This window comes from Plantibacter flavus, from assembly GCF_900177615.1.
Classification (GTDB): Bacteria; Actinomycetota; Actinomycetes; order Actinomycetales; family Microbacteriaceae; genus Plantibacter; species Plantibacter flavus.
In genome coordinates, this window is sequence record NZ_FXAP01000003.1 from 361706 (window position 1) to 386426 (window position 24721).

General features: G+C 68.7%; 29 protein-coding genes. 16 read left to right on the forward strand and 13 right to left on the reverse strand.

The window, feature by feature from the left end; all coding sequences use genetic code 11:
• Positions 1-34: 34 nt before the first annotated feature.
• The gene (locus B9Y95_RS11700; protein WP_085512029.1) at positions 35-1075 is read left to right on the forward strand and encodes a zinc-binding dehydrogenase; all 1041 of its coding nucleotides are present in this window, start codon (positions 35-37) and stop codon (positions 1073-1075) included.
• A 67-nt stretch (positions 1076-1142) separates the two neighbouring features.
• Here the strand turns inward: B9Y95_RS11700 and B9Y95_RS11705 are convergent, their stop codons facing one another.
• The 3 genes from B9Y95_RS11705 to B9Y95_RS11715 all read right to left on the reverse strand — a co-directional run bounded on the left by B9Y95_RS11705 (position 1143) and on the right by B9Y95_RS11715 (position 3470).
• Entirely contained in the window at positions 1143-1841 is a 699-nt protein-coding gene (locus B9Y95_RS11705) for a Pr6Pr family membrane protein (RefSeq protein ID WP_085512030.1), read from the reverse strand.
• 82 nt (positions 1842-1923) lie between these two features.
• The gene (locus B9Y95_RS11710) at positions 1924-2559 is read right to left on the reverse strand and encodes an alpha/beta hydrolase (RefSeq protein ID WP_085512031.1); all 636 of its coding nucleotides are present in this window, start codon (positions 2557-2559) and stop codon (positions 1924-1926) included.
• Positions 2556-3470 carry a VOC family protein gene (locus tag B9Y95_RS11715; RefSeq protein WP_085512032.1) on the reverse strand — a complete coding sequence of 305 codons (915 nt, stop codon included), beginning with the start codon at positions 3468-3470 and terminating at the stop codon, positions 2556-2558. The genes B9Y95_RS11710 and B9Y95_RS11715 overlap by 4 nt, the downstream gene beginning before the upstream one ends.
• Before the next feature lie 167 nt (positions 3471-3637).
• Here B9Y95_RS11715 and B9Y95_RS11720 point away from each other — a divergent pair, with 167 nt between their 5' ends.
• The 3 genes from B9Y95_RS11720 to B9Y95_RS11730 are packed head-to-tail and all read left to right on the forward strand — an operon-like array spanning position 3638 to position 5401.
• A complete protein-coding gene (locus B9Y95_RS11720; protein WP_085512033.1) occupies positions 3638-4090 on the forward strand; it encodes a phage holin family protein in 453 nt (150 codons plus the stop codon).
• Positions 4087-4329: a DUF3618 domain-containing protein gene (locus tag B9Y95_RS11725; RefSeq protein ID WP_085512034.1), complete on the forward strand. Its 243-nt coding sequence runs from the start codon at positions 4087-4089 to the stop codon at positions 4327-4329. The genes B9Y95_RS11720 and B9Y95_RS11725 overlap by 4 nt, the downstream gene beginning before the upstream one ends.
• Positions 4322-5401, forward strand: a complete 1080-nt coding sequence (locus B9Y95_RS11730; RefSeq protein ID WP_234994086.1) for a YihY/virulence factor BrkB family protein — start codon at positions 4322-4324, stop codon at positions 5399-5401. The genes B9Y95_RS11725 and B9Y95_RS11730 overlap by 8 nt, the downstream gene beginning before the upstream one ends.
• A gap of 95 nt (positions 5402-5496) precedes the next feature.
• Here the strand turns inward: B9Y95_RS11730 and B9Y95_RS11735 are convergent, their stop codons facing one another.
• Entirely contained in the window at positions 5497-6393 is an 897-nt protein-coding gene (locus tag B9Y95_RS11735; RefSeq protein ID WP_085512035.1) for an SDR family oxidoreductase, read from the reverse strand.
• A 58-nt stretch (positions 6394-6451) separates the two neighbouring features.
• Positions 6452-7360 carry an SMP-30/gluconolactonase/LRE family protein gene (locus B9Y95_RS11740; RefSeq protein ID WP_085512036.1) on the reverse strand — a complete coding sequence of 303 codons (909 nt, stop codon included), beginning with the start codon at positions 7358-7360 and terminating at the stop codon, positions 6452-6454.
• A gap of 266 nt (positions 7361-7626) precedes the next feature.
• Here B9Y95_RS11740 and B9Y95_RS11745 point away from each other — a divergent pair, with 266 nt between their 5' ends.
• From B9Y95_RS11745 to B9Y95_RS11775, 7 genes are all read left to right on the forward strand, one after another.
• Positions 7627-8022, forward strand: coding sequence for a hypothetical protein (locus tag B9Y95_RS11745; RefSeq protein WP_085512037.1), 396 nt, complete (start codon positions 7627-7629; stop codon positions 8020-8022).
• Positions 8022-8342, forward strand: a complete 321-nt coding sequence (locus tag B9Y95_RS11750) for a hypothetical protein (RefSeq protein ID WP_085512038.1) — start codon at positions 8022-8024, stop codon at positions 8340-8342. The genes B9Y95_RS11745 and B9Y95_RS11750 overlap by 1 nt, the downstream gene beginning before the upstream one ends.
• Positions 8339-9736, forward strand: coding sequence for a putative T7SS-secreted protein (locus tag B9Y95_RS11755; RefSeq protein ID WP_085512039.1), 1398 nt, complete (start codon positions 8339-8341; stop codon positions 9734-9736). Before B9Y95_RS11750 ends, B9Y95_RS11755 begins: the two co-directional genes overlap by 4 nt.
• Complete coding sequence (locus tag B9Y95_RS11760; RefSeq protein ID WP_085512040.1) at positions 9733-10125, forward strand: DUF596 domain-containing protein; 393 nt, start codon at positions 9733-9735, stop codon at positions 10123-10125. The genes B9Y95_RS11755 and B9Y95_RS11760 overlap by 4 nt, the downstream gene beginning before the upstream one ends.
• A gap of 303 nt (positions 10126-10428) precedes the next feature.
• The gene (locus B9Y95_RS11765; protein ID WP_159453391.1) at positions 10429-10821 is read left to right on the forward strand and encodes a DUF596 domain-containing protein; all 393 of its coding nucleotides are present in this window, start codon (positions 10429-10431) and stop codon (positions 10819-10821) included.
• Positions 10822-11072: 251 nt separating this feature from the next.
• Positions 11073-11465: a DUF596 domain-containing protein gene (locus B9Y95_RS11770; protein WP_159453392.1), complete on the forward strand. Its 393-nt coding sequence runs from the start codon at positions 11073-11075 to the stop codon at positions 11463-11465.
• Between the two features lie 251 nt (positions 11466-11716).
• Entirely contained in the window at positions 11717-12109 is a 393-nt protein-coding gene (locus tag B9Y95_RS11775) for a DUF596 domain-containing protein (RefSeq protein ID WP_159453393.1), read from the forward strand.
• 220 nt (positions 12110-12329) lie between these two features.
• On the opposite strand, the gene B9Y95_RS11785 is transcribed toward B9Y95_RS11775, so the two are convergent.
• Positions 12330-14114 carry a glycoside hydrolase family 15 protein gene (locus B9Y95_RS11785; RefSeq protein WP_085512045.1) on the reverse strand — a complete coding sequence of 595 codons (1785 nt, stop codon included), beginning with the start codon at positions 14112-14114 and terminating at the stop codon, positions 12330-12332.
• Between the two features lie 202 nt (positions 14115-14316).
• Between B9Y95_RS11785 and B9Y95_RS11790 the strand changes: the two genes are divergently transcribed.
• A complete protein-coding gene (locus tag B9Y95_RS11790; protein ID WP_085512046.1) occupies positions 14317-15156 on the forward strand; it encodes an SDR family oxidoreductase in 840 nt (279 codons plus the stop codon).
• Between the two features lie 23 nt (positions 15157-15179).
• On the opposite strand, the gene B9Y95_RS11795 is transcribed toward B9Y95_RS11790, so the two are convergent.
• Positions 15180-16358: an aromatic acid exporter family protein gene (locus tag B9Y95_RS11795; protein WP_123539671.1), complete on the reverse strand. Its 1179-nt coding sequence runs from the start codon at positions 16356-16358 to the stop codon at positions 15180-15182.
• Between the two features lie 117 nt (positions 16359-16475).
• Here B9Y95_RS11795 and B9Y95_RS21105 point away from each other — a divergent pair, with 117 nt between their 5' ends.
• Positions 16476-16604 carry a hypothetical protein gene (locus tag B9Y95_RS21105; protein WP_255467562.1) on the forward strand — a complete coding sequence of 43 codons (129 nt, stop codon included), beginning with the start codon at positions 16476-16478 and terminating at the stop codon, positions 16602-16604.
• A 92-nt stretch (positions 16605-16696) separates the two neighbouring features.
• On the opposite strand, the gene B9Y95_RS11800 is transcribed toward B9Y95_RS21105, so the two are convergent.
• The gene (locus B9Y95_RS11800; RefSeq protein ID WP_085512048.1) at positions 16697-17260 is read right to left on the reverse strand and encodes a Dps family protein; all 564 of its coding nucleotides are present in this window, start codon (positions 17258-17260) and stop codon (positions 16697-16699) included.
• Between the two features lie 188 nt (positions 17261-17448).
• On the opposite strand from B9Y95_RS11800, the gene B9Y95_RS11805 reads away from it, so the two are divergent.
• The 3 genes from B9Y95_RS11805 to B9Y95_RS11815 all read left to right on the forward strand — a co-directional run bounded on the left by B9Y95_RS11805 (position 17449) and on the right by B9Y95_RS11815 (position 18516).
• A complete protein-coding gene (locus B9Y95_RS11805; protein WP_064297077.1) occupies positions 17449-17769 on the forward strand; it encodes a DUF7882 family protein in 321 nt (106 codons plus the stop codon).
• Positions 17766-18032: a hypothetical protein gene (locus tag B9Y95_RS11810; protein ID WP_086472956.1), complete on the forward strand. Its 267-nt coding sequence runs from the start codon at positions 17766-17768 to the stop codon at positions 18030-18032. Before B9Y95_RS11805 ends, B9Y95_RS11810 begins: the two co-directional genes overlap by 4 nt.
• Before the next feature lie 181 nt (positions 18033-18213).
• Positions 18214-18516 carry a DUF7882 family protein gene (locus tag B9Y95_RS11815; RefSeq protein ID WP_085512050.1) on the forward strand — a complete coding sequence of 101 codons (303 nt, stop codon included), beginning with the start codon at positions 18214-18216 and terminating at the stop codon, positions 18514-18516.
• 79 nt (positions 18517-18595) lie between these two features.
• On the opposite strand, the gene B9Y95_RS11820 is transcribed toward B9Y95_RS11815, so the two are convergent.
• The 5 genes from B9Y95_RS11820 to B9Y95_RS11840 are packed head-to-tail and all read right to left on the reverse strand — an operon-like array spanning position 18596 to position 24605.
• Entirely contained in the window at positions 18596-20908 is a 2313-nt protein-coding gene (locus B9Y95_RS11820) for an exo-beta-d-1,3/1,6-glucosidase (RefSeq protein WP_085512051.1), read from the reverse strand.
• Positions 20905-21957, reverse strand: a complete 1053-nt coding sequence (locus B9Y95_RS11825) for an ABC transporter permease (RefSeq protein ID WP_085512052.1) — start codon at positions 21955-21957, stop codon at positions 20905-20907. Before B9Y95_RS11825 ends, B9Y95_RS11820 begins: the two co-directional genes overlap by 4 nt.
• 1 nt (position 21958) lies before the next feature.
• On the reverse strand, positions 21959-22942 hold the full coding sequence (locus B9Y95_RS11830) for an ABC transporter permease (RefSeq protein ID WP_079704856.1): 984 nt from the start codon (positions 22940-22942) through the stop codon (positions 21959-21961).
• Positions 22939-23736 (reverse strand): ABC transporter ATP-binding protein, encoded by a 798-nt coding sequence (locus tag B9Y95_RS11835; protein WP_085512053.1) that lies wholly within the window; start codon positions 23734-23736, stop codon positions 22939-22941. Before B9Y95_RS11835 ends, B9Y95_RS11830 begins: the two co-directional genes overlap by 4 nt.
• On the reverse strand, positions 23733-24605 hold the full coding sequence (locus B9Y95_RS11840; protein ID WP_234994087.1) for an ABC transporter ATP-binding protein: 873 nt from the start codon (positions 24603-24605) through the stop codon (positions 23733-23735). The genes B9Y95_RS11835 and B9Y95_RS11840 overlap by 4 nt, the downstream gene beginning before the upstream one ends.
• Positions 24606-24721 lie beyond the last annotated feature (116 nt).

Here is a 24721-nt window from a genome sequence, read left to right on the forward strand (position 1 = left end):
GTCACACACAACCATCACGAGATCGGAACACGCCATGAACGCCACACCATCCGCGACCACCACCCAGATCGTCCTGCCGGGCCTCGTCGAGCCGTCCGGCCTCGAACTGGCCACCGTGCCGACGCCGACACCCGGACCAGGCCAGCTCCTCGTGGAGATGGAGGCCACCGGGGTCTCCTTCGCCGAGCAGTCGATGCGCAAGGGCCGGTACTTCGGCCAGCCGGCGTTCCCGTTCGTCCCGGGGTACGACCTCGTCGGACGGGTGCTCGAGGTGGGCACCGGCGGCGACGCGACACTCATCGGCAGACGGGTCGCGACCCTGACCAAGACGGGTGCCTGGGCGACCCACGCCGCCGTGGCCGCGCGCGACAGCATCCTCGTGCCGGACGGTGTCAGCTCGGAGGACGCCGAGACGGTCGTCGTGAACGGCGTCACCGCGTGGCAGATGCTGCACCGCGCGGCACGGGTCCAGCCGGGCCAGACCATCCTGTTGTTCGGTGCGAACGGCGGTGTCGGCGGAATCCTCATCCAGCTGGCACGGCTCCACGGCGTCCGCGTCATCGGTGCGGCGTCACCCCGGCATCACGAGGCACTCCGCGCGGCAGGCGTCATCCCCGTCGACTACGCGGATCCCGAGCTCGCGGCACGCGTCCGCGAGCTGGCTCCGAACGGGGTGGCCGCCGTCTTCGACAACGTCGGCGGCGAGACGACCCGCACGGCCTTCGGGCTCCTCGCGCGCGGCGGCACGCTCGTGACCTACTCGATCATCTCAGCGGTCGGCGGCACGGGACCGCTCATGGTTCCGTTCCTGCGGGCGATCGGTCAGGCGCTGCTCTGGACCGCACTCCCGAACGGCCGCAGCTCGACCTTCTACGACCTGTGGGCGGGCCACCGCCTCCGTCCCGCCCGCTTCCGCCGCCACTTGGAGGCCGACCTCGGCGAGGTCTTCCGACTCCTCGAGCACGGCGACATCACCGCCAACATCGCCGCCCGGTTCCCCCTCACCGAGATCGTCGCCGCCATGGAGCTCGCCGAGTCGCGGACCCTCAACGGGAAGGTGGTCCTGCACCCGTGAGTCGGCCTCAGGCTGAGGTGAGGCACTTGGTCGCCCGGAACAACGCCGGGCGACCAGTTACCTCACCTCAGCGGCGGAGCGCGGCGGGCAACACCCGGTCGACGAGCTTGAGCAGCACGGCGAAGACGATCGCGACGACGAGCACCATGAGCGCGTTCCGGACGGCGCCGTCGAAGCCGAGCTGCGTCGCATCGAGGAAGGGGTAGGGGTACCAGCCGGTGATGCCGCCACGGATGAAGGTGAAGACCACCCAGGCGAGCGGCCAGAGGAACGCCCAGGCGACGGTGCTCCAGGTGAAGCGCGGACGCGGACCGAACACGAGCCAGGCGCCGAGCGTGAGCCACGGGGACAGGTAGTGGAACCCGATCGTGATGACGAGCGCCCACCCCGTGAGGTTCACCTGCGGCGCGAGCACCACCGCGTAGACGATGCCGGTGATGACGATGCTGAGCAGGGCGTCGAGCCGCGCCACCCGCCAGAGCCGGCCGTCACGCAGGGGGTCGATCGCCAGCAGGACGGACACCGTGAGCACGATGAGGTTGCTGAGGATCGTGAACGCACTGAAGATGCGCGCGAAGCGGGTCGCCAGCCCGACGGACATGTCCACGCCACCCGAGCGGGCGTCGGCGCCGCCGGTGATGACGAGGACGATCTGGATGACGAGCGAGATCGCGATGATCACGGCGATCAGGAGGTAGACCACGCGGCTGGCGGTGACCAGCCGCGGTGCTGAGGCCGTTCGGGCGGCCGAAGTGGTGGAACGCATCCGCCAACCCTAACCAGCGCGCATCCGGTGAGTCTCCCTCAAGTGCGCGAAAAACGGCGAAATCGAGACCGTTTCGGGCGAGTCAGCGCGGGACGTGCTCGCCGAGGAATTTGCGCACGTCGTCGATCTCGGCCTGGTGGATCCCGTGGGCGAGCCCCGGATAGGTGCGCTCGGTGAGGGTCGTGTGCAGCGGCAACCAGGCGTGGGTTCGCGCGACGGCCGGCGCGGCGATGACGCGGTCCTCGAGACCGCGCCCCCAGAACACCGCGGGCTTCGTCGCCGCCAGCACCTCGTCGCCGGGCTGCGGCGCACTCAACACGAACCCGGCGAGGATGACCGGCGCCACGACCCGCTCGGGTCGCGTGCGCAGCAGCTGCGAGGCCATGAAGCCGCCCTGCGAGAAGCCGATGGGCACGATGCGCGCCTCGGCCGACACGTGCTCGTCGACCCAGCCCCAGACGGCGTCCGTGGCGCGGGCGATCGGCTCCGGGTCCGGGTTGCCCGGCGTCGTGATCTCGAACCAGGCCGCCCCACCGTGTCCCATCTCGAGCGGCGCGCGCAGCGACACCCAGGGCATCCTGAGCGCGAGCGGCCCGACGAGGCCGGTGAGGTCGTGCTCGTTCGAGCCGTAGCCGTGGAGGAGCACCGCGACGACGGGAGCGGACGACGCGGCGTCGGCCCAGTCGGCGGAACGGACGTCGCGCAGTGCGGTGGTCATCGGGACAGCAGCTCCTCGGTCGACAGGTCGGGCAGGGCCACGGTCACGCGGGTCCCCCACGGGTCGGACACGGTCACGGAACGACCGTCCGCGTCGAAGGGGATCGTGCGGGCGCGCAGCCTCGCGGCCAGCGTATCGAGGTTCGCGAGGTCGGGGACGGTGATCGACACGTCGCCGAGGCCGAGGGCGGCCGCGCGAGGACCGGCGCCCTGGCTGTTCCAGACGTTCATCGCGATGTGGTGGTGGTATCCGCCGGCGGAGGCGAAGATCGCGCCGGGGTACTCGGTCTGCGTCGTCTCGAATCCGAGGGCGTCGACGTAGAAGGCTCGGGCGGTCTGGAGGTCGCCGACCTGCAGGTGCACGTGCCCGACGGCACCGGCTGAGGACGGCCCCGCGCCGAGGGCGTCCTCCGTGAGGTGCCGCTGCAGGTACGCGTTCGGGTCGAGGTAGGTGGTGGTCATGGCGATCTGGTCGCCCGAGCGCACCCAGCTGCTGCGCGGGCGGTCCGTGTACAGCTCGACGCCGTTCCCTTCCGGGTCGGTGAAGTAGAACGCCTCGCTCACGAAGTGGTCACTCGACCCGACGAACTGTCCGCGGGGGTCCTGCGCGGCCCGATAGACCGTCGCCGAGAGGCTCGACTCGTCCTCGAACAGGAACGCGGTGTGGAACAGGCCGGCCTGCCGCCGGTCGACGGCCGGCAGGTCTGGCGTATGCACGAGCCGCACGAGCGGGGTGTCGCCACGACCGAGCACCCGGTGCACCTCGCGGTCGCGGCTGCGCTCCTCGAGCGGCTCCATCGCGAAGGCGTTGGCGTAATAGCCGGACATGAGGTCGAGGTCGCCGACGCGGAGCGTGACCGCGCCCATCGACGTCTCCGGGGCGAGCAGACGCTCGTCGAGCACAGCGGACATTCGGTCTCCGATCGGGTGATGGGGTCGGTACAGGGTACCCCGTTTACTTGTAGATGTAACCAATTTCGGGTCGTCGTATTCCGCGATCGGCCGACACGCCTGTCAAGCCCTTGTCTCGCGCGCGCGAGGGGTGTGGGCTGGAGGACCACAACGAGAAGAGTGCTCACATGACCGATGCCAGCAGCGCGGCCGACCGCAGACGGAGTCGCCGCGGACTCCCTCCCATGAAGACCCTCCTCGCCGACCTCCGCGAGGACGTCGTCCGCCTCGTCACGGGCGAGATCGCCCTGTTCAAGGCGGAGATGACGAAGAAGGCCAAGGACCTCGGGATCGGCGCGGGGATGCTCGTCGTCGCCCTGGTGCTCGTGCTCTTCGGCTTCGGGACGCTCATCGCAGCCGCCGTCCTCGGACTCGCCACCGTGCTCCCCGCCTGGCTCGCAGCCCTCATCGTCGGCGTCGTCCTCATCCTCGTCGCGGGGATCCTGGCGCTCGTCGGCGTCAAGAAGCTCAAGGCCGGCGCGAAGCCCGTCCCCGAGCGCAGCGTCGAAGCCCTCACCGGCGACCACCTCGCAGATCAGCAGCACGACTCGAAGCACGACACCAAGGAGGCCGCAGCATGAGCGACCAGGATCTCGCCCGCCCCACTCCCCCCGAGGGCGCCGGTCTGAACACCCTGCAGCTCGACGTCGAACAGACGCGTGAGCACCTCGCGCAGACGCTCGACCTCCTCTTCCAGAAGTTCGACGTCCGCACCGCCGTGGCCTACCACCTGCGCACCACCGCCGTCGTCGTCGCCTCGGTCGCGGTCATCGGCGCCGGCGTCCTGCTGTGGCGCGCGAACCGAGGGCACCGTGTCTGAACCAACCAGACAGCGCCAGGACCGCGTCGAGGCGAGCCAGCCTGACGATCCGAAGGACCGTCATGCGGACGACGCCGAAGAGACGATGCAGCCGCAGCGCGTCGCCGTGCCCTGGGGTTACGTCCTCAAGCGGACGCTGCACTCCTTCACCTCGAACCAGTGCACCGACCTCGCCGCGGGGCTCACCTACTTCGCGATCCTGTCGCTCTTCCCGGCCGTCCTGGCGCTGGTCTCGATCCTCGGCCTCTTCGGGCAGAGCCGCAACGGCACCGACGCCCTCCTCGAGATCGTCGGCAACCTCGCCCCGGGCGACAGCCTCGGCTTCCTCACCGACGCGGTGAACCAGTTCGTCGAGTCACCGGCGATCGGCTTCGCACTCATCGCCGGTATCGGAGGCGCCGTGTGGTCGGCATCCGGCTACGTGGGCGGCTTCGGTCGCGCTCTCAACCGCATGTACGGAGTCGAGGAGGGTCGCAAGATCTGGTCCCTGCGTCCGACGCAGCTCGGCGTGACCCTCGTCGTCCTGCTCGTCATCTCGGTGATCGCGCTCGCGCTCATCGTGTCCGGCCCGGTCGCACAGGCCATCGGTGAGGCGGTCGGTCTCGGTGAGACGGGCCTGACGGTCTGGTCGATCGCGAAGTGGCCGGTCATGGCCGCCGCGCTCGTCTTCGTCCTGGCCGTGCTGTACTCCGCGACGCCGAACATCAAGCCCGAGAAGTTCCGCTGGATCAGCATCGGTGCGCTCGTCGCCCTCCTGATCCTCCTCGTGGCCTCCGTGGGCTTCGGCTTCTACATCGCCAACTTCAGCAACTACGACGCCACCTACGGCTCGCTCGCCGGCATCATCATCTTCCTGCTGTGGATCTGGATCGCGAACCTCGCACTGCTGTTCGGCGCCCAGCTCGACATCGAGATCCAGCGCGGCCGGCAGCTGGCCTCGGGTGTCGCCGCGGAGCAGGAGCTGCAGCTGCCCCTGCGCTCGGACGCCGCGATCAAGGCGCTCGCCGACCGCGACGCGAAGGACGTGCTCGAGGGCCGCCGCGTCCGACGTGCAGCGGACCGCACGGACTGACCCAAACAGCCCGCGAACTGTCAGAAACGGCTAGTCGGATGGCGTCTGACTAGCCGGAACTGACAGTTCGCGGGCTGCTGTGGGGTGGGACAGAGTTACGGCGTGGGCATACCGCCGTTGACGTTCAGGGTCTCGCCGAGGACGTAGGACGACTCGGCTGAGGCCAGGAACACGTAGGCGGGTGCGAGCTCGGCCGGCTGACCCATGCGGCCGAGCGGGGTGTCCTCCCCGAACTCGGCGATCTTGTCCTGTGGCTGACCGTCCGACACCTGGAGCGGCGTCCAGATCGGGCCGGGCGCGACCGCGTTGACGCGGATGCCCTTGGGCGCGAGCTGCTGCGCCAGCGCCTTCGTGAAGGCGTTGATGGTCGCCTTGGTCGACGCGTAGTCCACGAGGATGTCGGAGGGCGAGTACGCCTGGATCGACGTCGTGTTGATGATGGACGAGCCGGCGGGGAGGTGCGGGAGGGCGGCCTTCGAGAGCCAGAACATCGCGTAGACGTTGGTCTTGAAGGTGTCGTCGAACTGCTCGTCCGTGAGGGTGGTGAGGTCCTCGTTGAACATCTGCTTGCCGCCGTTGTTCACGAGGATGTCGAGTCCTCCGAGGCCCTCGACCGTCTGCGCGACGAGGTCGCGGCAGTAGGACGGGTCCCGCAGATCGCCCGGGAGGGTGAGGACGGTGGCGCCGGCCTCGCGGACGATCCCGGCGATGCGCTGGGCGTCCTCTTCCTCCTCGGGGAGGTAGGACAGCGCGACGGACGCGCCCTCGCGGGCGAAGGCGATCGCCGTGGCGGCTCCGATACCGGAGTCGCCGCCGGTGATGAGCGCCTTGCGGCCGGTGAGGCGACCCGAGCCGCGGTAGCTCTCCTCGCCGAGGTCGGCCTTCGGGTCGAGCTTCGCGTCGAGACCCGGCTCGGGCTGGTGCTGCTTCTCGGCGGTGATGTGGGCGTAGAGCTTCGCCGGGTCGGTGAAGGTGTACTGGTCGTTGGCCATGGTGATGGTCCTCTCGTTCAGTGTTCGGTCGTGGTCGGACAGGTCGGAATGGTTCAGGTCAGATGCGGTCGGTCGCCGGGTCGGGCACCGAGGTCGATCGGCGTCCGTAGGAATTGACGGGTCGGCCGGTCGCGAGTCCGTCGTATCGGAAGATGCCGCCGCTGAGCGGTGCCTCCAACAGGTCCGCCTCGGTGAGGTTCTCGCGGGCGGTTCCGACGAAGAGCGTCGTGAGCCCGGGCCCGCCGAAGGCCACCGAGGTGACGCCCGGGGCCGGCACGCTCAGCTCGTCCTCGACGGTGCCGTCCGGGCTCCACCGGAGCACGCGACCACCGCCGTTGACGCCGTTCCAGAATCGGCCGTCGGTGTCGAGCGCGAGGCCGTCGGAGTCGTAGCCGACGAGGAAGGGCTCCAGCTGCCCGAGTCGGCCGTCATCGCCCATGCCCGCCCGGTAGACCGTCTTCACGGTGGTGTCGGTCGCGTAGACGGTGCGGCCGTCGTCGGACCACTCGAAGCCGTTGGTGACGCCGAAGCCGCCGAGCAGCGTGCGGAGCCCGGTGTCGTCGAGCAGGTACAGGGCGGCATTCGGTTCGCCGGTGGTGACGTTCATGGAGCCGACGAGGAACCGGCCGAACGGGTCGACCTTCGCCTCGTTGCTGCGCAGGCCGGCGTGGACGTGGTCGAGCTTCGCCAGGGTCTCGGCGATGAGTCCGTCGTCGTCGAGGGTGACGATGCGGTCACCGAGTGCGGCGATGTAGCCGCCGGCGGCACGCGGCTGCACGGCGCTCAGCGGCGGTGGAAGTTCGGTGACGCGGTCGTCACTGCCGTCCACGGCACCGTCCATCCGTCCGCGGTGCAGTGTGCCCGCGGTGATGTCGACCCAGACGACCTCGTCGGTGCGGGCGTCCCACCAGATGCTCTCGACGAGGATCGCGGGGGTGTCTCGGAAGACCTGTGGGTGAACATCCATTGCCTCCACGGTACGGACCCCGGGCGATGCGACCCCGGGGCTTGCTTTCCGAGAACCGGGCGAGTACCTGCGTGCGTGATGGCCGAAGTCGAACAGAGACATCTGATATTTCACATGCTGCTACAGTGATCCGCGGACGATCGGGGGATCATGTGGATCTGGGGACGATGTGCCGCGCGATGCGGTCGGGGCTGCTGTCAGCCGAGCAGTTCTGGCAGGGGTTCCAAGCCTGCCGAGTGGTGATGCCTGCGCCGTCCTATCGGGGGATGGCGCTGCTCCGGGCATCGGACGGCCGCCTGGCGGGTTTCGCAGCGTCGACCCCGGAACTCCTCGGTGCGTTCCTTCGGCGCGACGTGAGTTGGGTCGAGCTGGCCGGATCGGAACTGTTGGCGCTACCGATCCTGCCGCGCATGCTCGTCCTCGAACCAGGCAGCCCTCGACAGCTCGTGGTCGACCTGCGTGCAGCCGGTGTGCCGCCCATCGCGTCGGCGGGTGCGGCGGGAGGCGCCCGCATCGTGGCCGTCGACACGAAGGCGAACGGGAGCCTGTCGGGCACGCTCGTGTCACGCGGAGTGGACATCGCGTCGGATCCGCCCTCGATCGTCGATGACGACACGCTCGAGGTCGAGGAACCGTCCCCTGCACGCGCTTGGCGGGTGTGATGACCCGGTTCACGGTCGATTCCTCGACGCTTGCAGCTGCCGCCAGGACGGCCGGGGAGATCGCGTCATGGTCCGCTGGCACGGCCTTGCCCGATCTTCCTACTGACGGCGGTTCCCTGGGCCACGACGGACTGGCGAACGCACTGGGCTCGTTCCGCGGTCGCTGGACGACCGGGATTTCGGAACTCCAGGAGGATGTGAGCACCATCTCGGCATTGCTGGACGCCGCGGCCACGGAGTACCTGGAGCTGGACGCGTCCGTCGGCGATGCGGCGCACGACGCCTCCGCCTCGTCTCGGAGCGGTGGAGGCGGCCGATGAGCCTGTTGTGGAGCGGTGCCCCCGGGCTCGCGGACACGCTGGATGCGGAGCAGCTCCTCCCAGGCATGCCGTCCATCGTGCGGGATGCCCAGTCGACCCTCGAACTGACGATGAAGGAATGCCAGTTCATCGGCACGTCACTCGATCGGATCACGGTCGGCGAATGGTCAGGGCCGGCAGCGGCGACGTTCCGTTCGACGTTCGCAGCGATGCCGGCGGCGTGGACGGACGCTGCAGCGGTCATGGCGAACGCCCATACGGCACTCGACGACTACCGCAACGCGTTCTTGAACGCCATCGACCTCGTCGAGCAGGCGATCCGCACCTGGCAACTCGGGCAACGGCTCACCGCTGAGGCATTGGAAGACGAGCGCTCCGCAGCGCAGCGCCAGTGCGCGGCCGACGACAGCGACCCGTTCCTCCCGACACCGATGGTGACGATCTTGGCCGTCGACCCCGGTGCGCGGTGGCGCACGCAGGCCGAGGAGGACCTCGCGGCGGCGAGAGCCATGCTCGCGTCGGCGGGTGACACGGCCGCCGCCTCGATCGAGTCCCTGGCGCAGCGCGCGCCCGAACAACCCTTCTGGGAGGGGTTCTGGGACGTCACCGACACCGTCGTCCGGTTCCCCGGCGAGGTCGTCGAGGGATTCCTGCTCTCCGGCTGGGAGGTGGTCGACACCGCATGGGAGTTCTCACCGGCGAACCACCTCCTCCGCCTGCTGACCGAGGGTCCGGCCGCGGAGTGGGCGCACCTGCTGTCGATCGGCGACGGACTGGCTGCACTCGTCGGCGCCATGGCGGAGGATCCACTCGCGGTCGTGGGTGCCCTCGTCGAGGAGGCGTTCGGGCTCTCGGATTGGAACGATCATCCTGGAAGGGTCGTCGGGCGATTCGTGTTCGCAGCCGCCGGTCTGGTCGGAGGCGGCGGGGCGGGACTCGGCGCGCGTGGCGGGAAGAGCGCAGCCGACGTCGGGGCGGCTGTGCCGAAGCTCGACACGGTGCCGCCCATCCCGGTGACCGGAAAACTCCCGTTCGATCGGGTGGCGTCGCTCTTCGCGAAGGGCGACGCCGCAGCGCCCCTGACCGTTGCCGGCCGTGAGCTGGGCGGTACGTTGAATCCGACCGGCTCGACGAGGTTGTACGACACGAGCCATCTCCCCGACGCCGAGCTCGCCGCCGAAGCCCGCCGCATCGCCACCGAACTCGCTGGCGGAAAGGAGCTGAAGCCGACGGCGAAAGAGGGGGTCTGGAACGCGAAACTCGAAGACGGCACGACGATCAACCTCCGGGAGATCTCGACGTCAGGAGTATCCCGTTGGACCATCGACATCATCAACCCGGCGCTCATCGAGCGCGGACTATCGAAGAAGCGATTGGAGATCAAGCTGCAATGACAACCGATGACGCACCCTTGAGCCAAGAAGACCTGCAGTACATCGCAGGGACGAGCGACTGGCAGGAACTCGACTCTGTCTGGGACAACTTCGACACCCCTGGCGGAATGAAACCGATCCTGCACAACCTGCAGACGTTCGTTGAACGTCGTGACGGTTTCCTCTGGACCCTGGAACGACTCCTCCAGCACGGCCACATCCGTCTGCTCTGGTGGACCGACAAGTCGTTGGTCACCGGCACCCCCGAGGAACAGGTCGACATCATCCGCCAAGCCTTCCCCGAAGACGACGAGGGCATGGAAGAGGGCCTCTGGTTCTACCCCGTCGGTTGCCCCGTCGGCGTCATCTGGCAATGGCCCGGCCGCAACCCCATCCCCTTCACCGAATGACGGCGCCGTGCGCCCTTCGACACCTCGACAAGCTCGGTGCGGCACGGCACCGAGATCGAATCCCGGCGATCGACGAACCAATCCCCACTCGCCGGGCCAATCCGGGTCCCTGAGCCAATCCCGGTCCCTGAGCCAATCCCGGTCCCTGACCCCATCCCCGGTCGCTGAGCTTGTCGAAGCGCCCACGAGGAACCGCCGCATGACGACAAGCACCACCCGGACCACCCTTCGACAAGCTCAGGGACCGAGACGGTGATCATGGGCAGAGACGGCCCGACGGGCGAACCTGGAGATCAAACTGCAATGACGTCGACTCGACCACCGCTCACCCCAGAACAGCTCGCCTACATTGCAGGAGGCAGCGAATGGCAAGAACTGGACTCGGTCTGGCTGTATTTCGATCAGCCACTCGGGTACCCCTTCCTCCCGCACGCACTGGACACCTTCGTCGAACGTCGTGAGGGGTTCCTCTGGACCCTGAAGCGACTGCTCGAGCACGGCCACATCCGTCTGCTCTGGTGGACCGACAAGTCATTGGTCACCGGCACCCCCGAGGAACAGGTCGACATCATCCGCCAAGCCTTCCCCGAAGACGACGAGGGCATGGAAGAGGGCCTCTGGTTCTACCCCGTCGGATGCCCCGTCGGCGTCATCTGGCAATGGCCAGGCCGCAACCCCATCCCCTTCACAGAGTGACACCGCCTATCGTGCGCCCTTCGACACGCTCAGGGACCTGATGGAAGCGTCTCAGGGACCGGTGGAGGCGACTCAGGGACCGACCCTTGGTCGCTGACCCCATCCCCGGTCGCTGAGCCTGTCGAAGCGCCCACGAGAAACCGCCGCATGACGACAAACACCACCCGGACCACCCTTCGACAAGCTCAGGGACCGACACGGTGATCATGGGCAGAGACGGCCCGACGGACGAAACTGGAGATCAAACTGCAATGACAACCGATGACGCACCCCTGAGCCGAAAAGACCTGCAGTACATCGCAGGAGGGAGCGAATGGCAGGAACTCGACTCGGTCTGGGACAACTTCGACACCCCCGGCGGAATGAAACCGATCCTGCACAACCTGCAGACGTTCGTTGAACGTCGTGACGGTTTCCTCTGGACCCTGGAACGGCTCCTCGAGCACGGCCACATCCGTCTGCTCTGGTGGACCGACAAGTCATCGGTCACCGGCACCCCGGAGGAACAGGTCGACATCATCCGCCAGGCATTCCCCGAAGACGACGAGGGCATGGAAGACGGTCGCTGGTTCTTCTACGACGAGAGCCAAGTCGGCGTCATCTGGCAATGGCCAGGCCGCAACCCCATCCCCTTCACGGAATGACACCGCCTATCGTGCGCCCTTCGACAAGCTCAGGGACCTGATGGAAGCGTCTCAGGGACCGGTGGAGGCGACTCAGGGACCGACCCTTGGTCGCTGACCCCATCCCCGGTCGCTGAGCCTGTCGAAGCGCCCACGAGAAACCGCCGCATGACGACAAACACCACCCGGACCACCCTTCGACAAGCTCAGGGACCGACACGGTGATCATGGGCAGAGACGGCCCGACGGACGAAACTGGAGATCAAACTGCAATGACAACCGATGACGCACCCCTGAGCCGAAAAGACCTGCAGTACATCGCAGGAGGGAGCGAATGGCAGGAACTCGACTCGGTCTGGGACAACTTCGACACCCCCGGCGGAACGAAACCGATCCTGCACAACCTGCAGACGTTCGTTGAACGTCGTGACGGTTTCCTCTGGACCCTGGAACGGCTCCTCGAGCACGGCCACATCCGCCTGCTCTGGTGGACCGACAAGTCATCGGTCACCGGCACCCCGGAGGAACAGGTCGACATCATCCGCCAGGCATTCCCCGAAGACGACGAGGGCATGGAAGACGGTCGCTGGTTCTTCTACGACGAGAGCCAAGTCGGCGTCATCTGGCAATGGCCCGGCCGCAACCCCATCCCCTTCACGGAATGACACCGCCCAGCGTGCGCCCTTCGACAGGCTCAGGGACCGAGGGACGGGCAGCGACTGGAGGAGGCCGCCCGGGGGCACCCTTCGACAAGCTCAGGGACCGGTTGAGGCGGCTCAGGGACCGGTTGAGGCGGCTCGGGGACCGGTGGAGGCGGCTCAGGGACCGTCGGAGGTGCAACGGCTGAGGGAGGCAGCCCGAGGGGGCGCCTCAGGCTAGGAGTGCTCAATCCTGCTCGGTGAGCTCCTTGATCGTGAGGGCCGCGTTGATGAGCGCGAGGTGGCTCAGCGCCTGCGGCAGGTTGCCCCAGTGCGCGCCGTCGGCCGGGTCGATCATCTCGGCGAGGATCCCGACGTCGTTGGTCATGCCGACGAGCTCGTCCATGGCCGCGATCGCCTCCTCGTGACGACCGACGCAGGCGAGCGCGGAAGCCCGCCAGAACGCACAGGCGACGAAGGTGTACTCCTCCTGCTGCACGCCCGAGTACCGGTACAGCAGCGCCCCCTCGCCGAGTTCGGCCGTCAGCGCGTCGATCGTCGAGGACATCCGGTCACCGCGGTCGAACCCGCTCATCGCGTGCAGCAGCACGGAGGCGTCGAGGTCGTCGCTCCCGGGGAACATGACGTACGCCCCGCGCTCCTCGTTCCACCCGTGCTCGTCGATCCACTCCCGGATGCGGGTCTGCTCGGTGCGCCAGCGGTCGGCGCTGCCGGCGACCTGCCCGAGCTCCGCCAGGTGCACCGCATCACCGAGCGCCTGCCAGCACCCCATCTTCGACGACACGTAGTGCTCCTCCTGGGGCAGCTCCCACATGCCGGCGTCGCGGTTCCGCCACAGGTCGCAGGTGCGGTCGGCGACCTCGGCGAGGAGACGGCCGGTCTCCACGTCGAGGACGTTGCCGGCGTCGACGTAGGTGCGGCAGATCGCGAAGAGGTCGCCGTAGACGCCGAGCTGCAGCTGCCCCTGAGCCGGGTTCCCGCTGACCACCGGACCGATGCCGCGCCAGCCGGCGACGTCGTGCTCGACGACACCATCGGGCACGCCGCCCTCGAGTCCGTAGAAGATGTGCAGCTCCGGCCCGTTCTCGCGGATGGTGCGCAGCAGCCACGACACGGCCGCGTGCGTCTCCTCGCGGAGACCGAAGCGGACGAGCGCGTGCGCGGTGTACGCGAGGTCGCGCACCCAGGCGAAGCGGTAGTCCCAGTTCTTGGCCCCGCGCGGGTTCTCCGGGAGCGAGGTGGTCGCCGCGGCCGCGATGGCACCGGTGGGGCTGAAGATCAGGAGTTTGAGCGCGAGCGCGCTGCGTTGCACCTGATCCGCCCATGGGCCTTCGTAGGAGAAGGCCCGCGACCAGGCGCGCCAGTTGTCGATCGTCCGATCGATGCCCACGTCGACGTTCGCGGGGACCGGCAGATGGATCGGCTCACCGTGGGTGGCGACGATGATCAGCAGGTGACGGGACTTCTCGGTCGTCGTGAAGCGACCGGAGAGCTCCGTCGACATCGCCCCGTCGGCCTCGACCGCCTCCGGCCCGTACTCGTCGCCGACGACCGCGATCGTCGTCGCGCCGGAGCGGATGATGGGGCCGCGCGTGCTGTCCTCGATCCAGGGCGAGGCCGTCCCCAGCGCCGTGCCGGGCCGGACGCGCCAGGTGAACTCGACGCTGCCGGACACCCCGTCGATCCGGCGCGCGAGTTCGGCCCAGGGCAGGCGACCCGCGATGCCGGTGACGAGTGCGTCCGTGATCGTCGCACGCCCGTGCTCGGTCGTGAAGGTCGTGCGCAACACGTTGGTGCCGGACACGTAGCGCCGCTTGACGGTGTACTCGCCGACCGGCTCGAGCTCGATGCACCCGCCGGAGTCGTCGTCGAGCAGCCGGGCGAACACCGGCATGGAGCCGAGGTCGGGGATCGGTAGCCAGTCGACCTGGCCACGGAGTCCGATGAGGGCGACGGTGCGGCCGTCCCCGATCGGTGCGTACGAACGGAGATCCTCGCCAGCTGCGGTCATGCGATTCACCCTACGAGCCGCACCTCCGAATCGTCGGGGCTGGCGGCCCCGCCACGCGGCTGCTAGCGCTGGACGCCCGGTGCCGGGCGGGCGTCAACCCCTGGAGGCGGATCGCTCGGATCGGCTTGGGTTGGAGCACCACAACCGCAGCATGCCGCCATCCACAGCAGCACGGATCCACAGCAGCACAGGGAGGAACACCATGAATCAGCCCGCTCAGCAGCAGCAACCGCCCGGGACCGAGGGAGCACTCACACCGCAGGCCGACCACGGCGAGACCGGCTACCGGGGCTCGGGCAAACTCGAGGGCAAGGTCGCCATCATCACCGGCGGCGACAGCGGCATCGGCAAGGCCGTCGCGATCGCCTACGCCCGCGAAGGGGCGGACGTCGTCGTCAGCTACCTCGACGAGGACGAGGACGCGGCCGACACGGTCCGCTGGGTCGAGGAGGCCGGCCGGACCGCCCTCAGCATCAGTGGTGACCTGACGAGCCCCGAGCACTGCCGCGAGATCGTCCGCACGACGGTCGAACGCTTCGGGAAGGTCGACATCCTGGTGAGCAACGCCGCGTACCAGATGACGCGGGAGACGCTCGCCGAGATCCCGGACGAGGAGTGGGACCACACGCTCGCCACGAACCTGAGCGCGTTCTTCCACCTGAGCAAGGCGGCCGTCCCGCACATGGCCCCGGGTTCCTCGATCATCGCGACGAGCTCGGTGCAGGCCGACTCACCGTCGCCGCAGCTCATGCCCTACGCCATGACCAAGGCGGGTCTCGCGAGCATGACGGCCTCGCTCGCCCAGATGCTCGGCGGCGACGGGATCCGCGTGAACGCGGTCGCCCCCGGTCCGATCTGGACGCCCCTGATCCCGTCGACGATGCCGCCCGAGACGGTCGAGTCGTTCGGGACGGACACCCCGCTCGGGCGTCCGGGGCAGCCTGCCGAGGTCGCTCCGCCCTATGTGCTGCTCGCCTCGGACGAGGGGAGCTACATCTCGGGTGCCGTGATCGCGGTGACCGGCGGTAAGCCGATCCTCTGAGGACCGGGCGCGCCGGGCACCGGTCAGGCGTCGGGCGAACGCTCCGAGCGCTCGATCTCGGCGTGGATGCGGCGCAGCGCGAACAGCAGGTTCTCGCCGCCCGCATCCTCCGCCGGGTCATCGTCGTCCGGCTCGCGACCCGCGGCCCCGTTCGCACCCGCATGAGCCGAACGCACCGCCCGCCGCAGCATCGTCAGCGCCCGGTCGGAGGTACGCAGCGCCTCGGAGAGACGCTCGTCGTCGATCGCGGCCTCGACGAGGTCGGCCGAGGCGTCGATCGCATCGGCGAGCGCACTCCGGACGCCCTCGTCGAGGTCGACCGGCACCGGGATCCCCCAGAGCGCCGCACGCAGGGCGTCACCGATCTCCACGACCACCGGCGCGATCCGTTCAAGGGCGGCGAGCGCCCCCTCATCCCCGCGGAAGTCGTGCCGGTTCCACCGCGTGCGCGGGTTGGCCCGACGGCTCTCCGCGGCGTCCTTCATCAGCCCGCGGGCGGCGTCGACGTCGTGCCGGATGGCGAGCAGCGAGCTGTCCCAGGACGGCGGGTCGTCCGGGGTCGGTGCCGACTCGGATCGGAGGGTGTCCGACATGCTCCGGAGAGCACCGACCATCCGCGACCTCGCGGCAGTGATCCCCGCTGCCGACTCGCGGACGAACAGCGGCGGCATGATGAGCAGGTTCACGAGGAGCCCGACGAGCACGCCGAGGGCCATCTGCACGAGATAGCCGACCGAGAAGTCGTTGGCGTTCGCTCCGCCGATGATGATGACGAACAGCGCCGCGATGGGGACGTAGTCACGGCCCTGTCCGAGCCCAGGCAGCCCGGCGAGCAGCGTGCCGAGCCCCACCGACAACGAGACGGACACCCCGCCGGGCGCGGGCGAGATGATGAGCAGCCACGCGAGTCCGATGCCGAGGCCCAGACCGATGAGGGTCTGCAAGCTCGAGCGCACCGAGTCCATGAGCGTCGGCGTGAGGCTCACGAGGGCGCCGAGCGGTGCGTAGTAGGAGAAGTCGCCGAGCTCGCCCGGGAGCAGGCTGCCGAGGAACCAGGCGGCGGTGGCCGCGATGGCGACCTTGAGCGCGAGCATGAGGCGCCACGGACGGAGCGCGGGCATGACCCACGCGCCGACCCGTTGCTTCGGTGTGCGGATGCTCCCCGTCGGGGTCTCGCGCCCGGTCACCTCATCACCGCTCATCACAGCCGCCATGGTGGTCTGGCCCTGTCGAAGCGTCAACCCCCACGCGCCGATCAGCTCCGCGGCCTAGCGTTGGTCTGGTCATCTCCGATGGCGACAACCAGGAAGGAAGCGAACATGACGAACGCATCTGCATCATCCTCACGTCCTGACGCGGAAGAGATCCCCGACGGTTCGGGCTCCGACGGTTCCGAGCCGAACGACGGCGAGGACACGGCGTCGGGTGGCGGCGCCGACGACAAGTAGTCGTCGCCAGCCCTTGGTCGTCGACGAACGACCGGGCGGCGCTGCCGACGACGCGTGGTCGTCGGGCGCCGCCCAGGGTCACCGACTGCAGGTCAGCGACTGCGGGTCGCCGTCCGGTTCTCCGCGCTGATCATCCACGCGAACTGCTCCAGCTGCTGGATGATCGCGTGGAGGATGTCCGCGCTCGTCGGGTCCTCGTCGTCGACCTCGTCGTGGACCCGACGCATCGTGCCGACGGTCGCCTCCAGTCGGACGGTGATCAGGTCGATGGTCTCCGAGGTGTCGATCTCGCCCTGCGGGTATTCGGGCAGTGTCGTGGTCTCGGCGACGATGTCGCTGCGGCCGTCCGGCACGGCGTGCAGGGCACGCATGCGCTCCGCGACGGTGTCGCTGAACTCGCGAGCGGCGTCGATGATCTCGTCGAGCTGCAGGTGCGTGTCGCGGAAGTTGCGTCCGATGACGTTCCAGTGCGCCTGCTTGCCCTGGATCGACAGCTCGATGAGGTCGACGAGGACGGCCTGCATGTTCGCGTCGAGTTCCTTCGACGCGACGAAGCCCTTCTCGGCGTTCTGCCGACGGGTGGGCTTCGGCCCGGATCCTCCGGGAGCCGATCGGGTCGTGCTCTCGGTCTTGCTGGTCTTCTCTGCTGTTGCCATGGTTGGCACCTCCTGCACGGCAGGTTACGCACCGTACCTGTCGATCCCGGGGCCCTTGACATCGACGCCGAAGCATTCCATTCGCGCCCGCGCGGCGCTCAGCTGGGTTTTCGGAGCCGGGAGTCTTAAGGTGAAGCGACACTGCGATGGACACCGCGTGACGCACAACGAGGAGAGCACGGCCCGCCATGGGAAAACTGATCTACGGTTCTGAGGTCTCGATCACCTTCGAGGACCGGCTGCTTGCGCACCTGCAGTTCGTGATCGGTGCGAAGCTCCGCCGGAACGAGGCCTTCTACTTCGGTTGGAAGGACGACCCGCGCGCCGGCGACGGACGCAGCGTCATCTGGATCCACCCCTCGGTGCCGTTGCGTTTCAAGTACTCGGGCAGCGTCCCGATCGACCTCAACCGCGCGTGGATCGACGCGCTGAACGTCACGGCGAACTCCGCCCACGGCCTCTCGGTCATCGCGGAGCCCGCTCCGAGCCGGACAGGACAAGTCGCATGAGCCGTATGGAGATCGTCTACCAGGGACTTCCGTACTCGATCGCCGTCGAGGATCCGGACGAGTTCCGTGCCGAGGTGCTCGACAGCATCTCCGCCGGACAGTTCCGGTGGCTGCAGGTCGACCGTGGTGAGGGTCAGCTGGAGCCCATCACCATCCTGATCGGCCCCGGGATCGGCATCGCGATGGGCACACCGGACGGTCCTTCCCAGGACACGCCGTCCTCGGCACTCCCCCAGGGACAGGACCCCGACCTGCTGTCCTGACCGCCTCGCCAGCGGAAGCTGGCATAGCGCAGCCGACACCTGGAAATCAACAGTTCAGAACGACGATTTCAAGTTTCCTACACTTGTTCGGCGGACATTGAAGTGGGTCTCCAGGCTGGCCGCTCGACACCGGCGCATCTCGCCGTGTCGATCGTCGGAGGCCCGGAGAAGGGCACAGCACATGGGCGCGATCGTATACGGCACGGGCGAGAACCGGTTCCACCTCGAAGACCGGATGCTGGCTCACGTCAAGACCATCACCCTCATGAAGCTCCGTCGGAACGAGTCGTTCTCGGTGACCCTGCGCGACACCTCGACGGAGCGCGGCCGCGTCACGCTCTGGCTGCACCCGTCGATCCCGCTGCAGTTCAGCTTCGATTCGGACGAGACGTTCGAGATGGACCGGCCCCTGCTCGAGGACCTGATGCACGGCGCCAACGGCGGCGAGGTCACCGTCCGCGCTGACGCGGACGAACTGGCGTAGTCCTCGGGACCACTCACGGGTGCTGCACGAAACAGGAGGGACTTCGTGCGGCCTCGTGAGGGTTCCGGCGGCCGACGGCTCAGTCGGTGATCGTGAAGCGGACCGCGTGCAGCGCATCGGCCCGTGAGGAGCCGCCCACCCGCAGCTCGAACTCGCCCGCTTCGACGACCCGTCGTCCCCTCGCGTCGACGATGGAGCAGTCGGCGACGGGCAGCTCGATCGTGACCGTCGCCGTGTCGCCCGGTTGGATCGCGACCTGGCGGAACGTCTTCAGCTCCTGGTCGGCCCAGCTGACCGAGGTGACGAGGTCGCTGACGTACACCTGCACCGTCTCGAGGACGGGGCGCGACCCGCTGTTGCGCACCTCGACCTCGGCGCGCACGGTGTCGTCACGTCCGTAGACGGCCTGGTCGAGGCGCGGCTCCCCGTACTCGACGCTCGAGTAGGACAGCCCGTCGCCGAACGCGAACGCAGGCTCCTGGGTGAGGTCGGCATAGCGGTCGCCGTGCTGTCCGCGGATCTGGTTGTAGTACGTCGGCTGCTGGCCGGCGTGCCGCGCGAAGGAGATCGGCAGGCGACCGGTCGGCTCGATGAGACCGAGCAGGAGTTCCGCGATCGCGCGGCCACCCTGCATGCCGGGGCTCGCCGCCCACACGATCGCGTCGGCGTGCAGCGCGGACGGCGGCAGCACGAGCGGCTTCGAAGCGAGCAGGACCACGACGATCGGCTTGCCGGTGGCCGCCAGGGCGTCGAGCAGTGCCACCTGTCCGCCGATGAGCTCGAGCGTCGCGGTGGAGCGGCCCTCCCCCACGAGCTCGATGCGGTCGCCCACGACGGCGACGACCACATCGGCGTCCTCGGCCAGCGCGACGGCTTCCGCGATGAGCGCCTCGTCGGGTCGCGCGGGCGTGACGACCGGCGGACGCGGCTGACCGTCGGGGAAGGTCGCCCCGGCGGGATCGGGTGAGAGCGTGAGGATGTCCGCTCCGAACGCGGTCGTGACCGTGCTCCCGGCGGGTGCGACCGCACGCAGGCCGTCGACCACGGTGGTGATCATCTCGCGCGGCTGGCCGTCGGGCAACCAACCGGCCTGGCCGGAGTTGCCCGCCCAGTCGCCGAGCTGCATCTGCGCGTCGTCCGCGAGCGGACCCACGACGGCGATGCGCTGCGGCCCGGCCTCGGACGTCGCGATCGCCCTGCCTGCCTCGTCCGCCCGGTAGCCGCCGGCGAGCGGCAGCACGCCCTCGTTGCGGAGCAGGACGAGGGAACGCCGCGCGGTCTCGAGGTTGAGCTCGGTGTGCTCCGGCGAGCCGATCACCGCGAGCTGCTCAGCGGAGTCCGGGTGCCGTGGGTGCTCGAAGAGCCCGAGCGCGAACTTCAGGGTGAGGATGCGACGGACCGCCCGGTCGAGGTCGGCCTCCTCGAGCAGCCCGCGCTCGAGCGCCTCCAGAGCGCCCGCGAAGAAGCCGGGCGTGGTCATCACCATGTCGTTGCCGGCTCGGATCGCGGCAGCCGAGGCGTGCACGTAGTCCGGGCTGACGTGCTGCTCCCACACCATGCGGCCCACGTTGTCCCAGTCGGTGATGAGCGTCCCCTCGTACCCCCACTCACCGCGCAGGACGTCGCCCAGCAGCCACTCGTTGACCGTGATCGGCACCCCGTCGATCGACTGGTAGCCGAGCATGAAGCTGGCGCAGCCCTCGCGGGCGACCCGCTCGAACGGCGGGAGGAACCATGACCGCAGCTTGCGCGGGGAGATGTCGGCCTCGCTCGCGTCGCGCCCACCCTGCGTCTCGGAGTAGCCGGCGAAGTGCTTGGCCGTCGCGAGGATGGCGGTCGGGTCGGACAGGCCGTCGCCCTGGTAGCCGCGCACCATCGCGGAGGCCAGCTCACCGATGAGGAACGGGTCCTCGCCGAAGGTCTCACCGACGCGGCCCCAGCGGAGGTCACGGGCGATGCAGAGCACCGGCGAGAACGTCCAGTGGACACCCGTCGCGGCGACCTCGACGGCCGTGGCCCTGGCGACCCGTTCGAGCAGCCCCGCGTCCCAGCTCGCGGCCATCGCCAGTTGCGTCGGGAAGATCGTCGCGCCGAGGTGGAAGGAGTGACCGTGGATGCAGTCCTCCCCCACGATCAGCGGGATCCGCAGTCGCGTGCGCCCGACGAGTTCATGGGCGACCACGAGACGCTCCGGCGAGGCGTGCAGGATCGAGCCGACGTGCGTCTCGAGGACGTGGGCCTCGATGTCGTCGCGCGCGTCGAGTTGCATCATCTGCCCGACCTTCTCGCGGACGGTCATCCGCTCGACGAGGTCGTCGACGCGGGCCGCTATGGGCAGTGTGGCGTCGAGGTAGCGGGCGTCCTCGAGGTGAGGGGCGGTGTCGGTCTTCATCGTTCGGTGGCTCCAGCGCGTTCGGTGTGAGTCGTGTCGGTGATCGTGGACGGGCCGGTCGTCTCGGTGCGGACGGCGGTGACACTCGCCCCGGGCTTGATACCGCGCTTGCGCAGGGCCCTGGCGCGTTCACCCGCCGAGCGGAGCCTCGGGTTCACGTACTCGTCGATCCCGAAGTTGATGAGCGACAGTGCGACACCGAGCAGGGCGATGCAGACGCCTGCGGGGACGTACCACCACCAGAAGTCGGGGAACGCACCGTTCTGCTGCGCCCAGAACAGGATGGTGCCCCAGTTGAGGTTCGTGATCGGGATGACGCCGATGAACGCGAGCGTGGTGAGCCCGAGCACTGCAGCGGTGACCGTGCCGACGAAGCTCGAGGCGATGATGGCGGTGAGGTTCGGCAGCATCTCGACGGTGATGATCCGGAAGAGGGACTCCCCGTTCGCCTTCGCCGCCTGGATGAAGTCGCGGTTCCGCAGCGACATCGTCTGCGCGCGGAGCACCCGGCCGCCCCACGCCCACCCGGTGAGCGCCAGGACCCCGGCGATGAGGAACAGGCTCGGGTTGTCGTACTGGGACGCCACGATGATCATGAGCGGGAGACCCGGGATGACGAGGAAGACGTTCGTCAGCGCGGACAGCGACTCGCTCGTGAACCCCGAGACGTACCCGGCGGTGACCCCGATGGCGACGGCGATGATCGTCGCGAAGATCCCGGCCAGGAAGCCGACGAGGAGCACGCCCCGGGTGCCGTAGATAAGCTGGCTCAGGACGTCCTCACCCATGTGCGTCGTGCCCAGCAGGTGCGCGGCGGACGGCGCCTGGCGCAGCGCGGTGAAGTCCTTCTCGAGCGGGCCGTACGGCGCGATGAGGTCACCGAAGACCGCGACGAGGACGAAGAACCCGAGGATGCAGAGCCCGGCGATCGACTTGCCGTTGCGGAACATCGCGAACGACGACGCGAAGCGGGCGGCGACCGAGCGGCCCGCGGGCGTCGGCTTGGGCGCCTCGGCGGTGGCGAGGGCCTCGGTGGTGGGGATGGTCATGTCAGGACTCCATCTGGCGGGTGCGGGGGTCGAGCACCGCGTAGGCGACGTCGGCCAGGATGTTCGCGACGAGGACGGTGAGCGTGATGACGAGGAAGAGCCCCTGCATGAGCGGGTAGTCCTTCGCCGTCGTGGCGTCGAGCAGCAGCTTGCCGACGCCCGGGTAGGAGAAGACCATCTCCATGACGATCGTGCCGCCGACGATGAAGCCGAGCGACAGGGCGAAGCTCGACAGCTGCGGCAGCATCGCGTTGCGTGCGGCGTAGTCGACGAGCACCCGGCGGGTCGGCAGCCCCTTCGCCTGGGCGACGGTCACGTAGTCCTCGTCGAGGACGGTGACCATCATGTTGCGCATGCCGAGGATCCAGCCGCCGAGCGAGGCGAGCACGATCGTCGCCGCCGGCAGGAAGCCGTGCGCGATCACCTGCCCGAAGAAGTCGAGCGAGAACTCGGGCCTCGATCCCTTGCCGTAGGCATGGGAGGCGGGGAACCAGCCGAGCAGGGTGGAGAACACCGCGATCGCGATGAGGCCCATCCAGAAGTACGGCACCGTCGAGAAGAAGGTGGACAGCGGGACGATGAAGTCCGCCTTGCTGCCGCGCCGCCAGCCGATGAGGGCGCCGATGGACGTGCCGAGGACGAACGACAGGATCGTCGCGATCCCGACGAGTCCCACGGTCCAGGGCAGGGCGGCGGCGATCACGTCGGTGACGGGCGCGAGGCCCTTCGAGAAGGACCGTCCGAGGTCGCCCGAGAAGAGCAACCGCCAGTAGTCGAGGTACTGCTCGAGCATCGACTTGTCGGCGTCGAGTCCGAACAGGGTGCGCAGTGAGTCCGCTGCCTCGGGGCTGATGCGGCCCTGGTTCTTGGCGATGTACGCCGACACCGGGTCGCCCTTGAGCATCCGTGGCAGGAAGAAGTTGATCGTGATCGCGGCCCACGCGGTGAACGCGTAGAAGGCGGCGCGACGGAGGAAGAAGGTCATGCGATGGTCTCCGTTCCCGCGAAGTGGCGGTCGGGGTCGGGCGACGCGTTGCGGAGGGCGAGCGTGTAGGGGTGCTGCGGGCGGAGGATCACGTCGTCGGCCAGGCCCCGCTCGACCACCTCGCCGTGGTGCAGGACCATGATCTCGTCGCTGAAGTGCCGCGCGGTCGCGAGGTCGTGCGTGATGTAGAGCACGCCGAGTTGCGACTCGCGCTGCAGCTCGGCCAGGAGGTTGAGGACACCCAGCCGGATGGAGACGTCGAGCATCGAGACGGGCTCGTCGGCGATGAGGAGGGACGGACGCGACGCGAGCGCACGGGCGATGGCGACCCGCTGGCGCTGACCGCCGGACAGTTCGTGGGGCCGGCGGTCGATCGTGCCGGCCGGGTCGAGCTGCACGCGCTCGAGGAGGCGATGCACCTCGTCCTCCACCTCGGCCTCAGGGACGACGTGGTCGAGGCGCAGCGGTCGCTCCAGATGGTGACGGATCGTGTGCGACGGGTTCAGCGAGGCGAACGGGTCCTGGAAGACCATGCGGACCTGCTGACGGTAGCGGCGGAGTGCACGACCACGACGCGGGATGGCTTTGCCGTCGAGCAGGATGTCGCCGCTCGTCGCCCGTTCCAACTGGGTGAGGATCTTCGCGATGGTCGACTTGCCACTGCCGGACTGACCGACGAGGGCGAGCGTCCGGCCGGACCGCAGGGTGAAACTGACGTCGTCGAGCGCGAGCATGTGACCGGAGCCACGGACCCGGTAGCGCTTCGAGACGTGCGAGAACTCGAGGGTGGTCATGCGGTCACTCCTGCCTGGGTGGCCGACGTGGCGGCACCGGTCCCACGGACGAAGTCGCCGCGCTCGCCGGTGAGGCTCGGGAAGGACGCGAGCAGCTTCCGCGTGTACGGGTCCTTCGCCTGTCGGTAGATGCGTTCCGCCGTGTCGATCTCGACGAGCCGGCCGGCACGCATGACGGCGATGCGGTCGGAGATCTCGAGGAGCAGCGGGAGGTCGTGGGTGATGAAGATGACCGAGAAGCCGAACTCGGTGCGGAGCTCGGAGATCTGTTGGAGGATCTCGCGCTGCACGAGCACATCGAGCGCGGTGGTCGGCTCGTCCATGATCATCAGCTGCGGCTTCAGGGCGAGCGCCATCGCGATCATGACCCGCTGGCGCATGCCGCCGGAGAGCTCGTGGGGGTAGGACTTCAGGCGGTCGCGGCCGACCCCGACGATGTCGAGCAGCTTGCCCGCCTCCTCGCGACGTTCGGCGCGTGACATGCCGCGGCGGTGCGTGGTGAAGACGTCGTCGAGCTGCCGCCCGATCGAGGTGACCGGGTTGAGGGCGTTCATCGCGCCCTGGAACACCATGGAGGCCTTGTCCCAGCGGAACGCGCGCATCTCCTCCTCGCCGAGCAGGCCGAGGTCGATGTCCTCGCCGGACTCGTCGTGGAAGACGGCGGTCCCACCCGTGATGACCGCCGGTGGTTTGAGGAGCCGTTGCAGGCCGTAGGCGAGGGTGGTCTTGCCGCAGCCGGACTCGCCGGCGAGGCCGAGGATCTCGCCGCGGCGGAGGGTGAGCGAGACGTCGCGCACGGCTTCGACGGGTGGTTCCACGTCGTAGGTGACGCTGAAGGAGGACACCGTCAGCAGGTCGTCGTTGGTCACTGCATGAGTCCGTTCTGTGCTGGTGAGGAGCGGCGCCGGACCGTCAGCAGGTCGTCGTTGGTCACTGCATGAGTCCGTTCTGTGCTGATCGCGGTGCATGCCGTTGCGCATGCGGG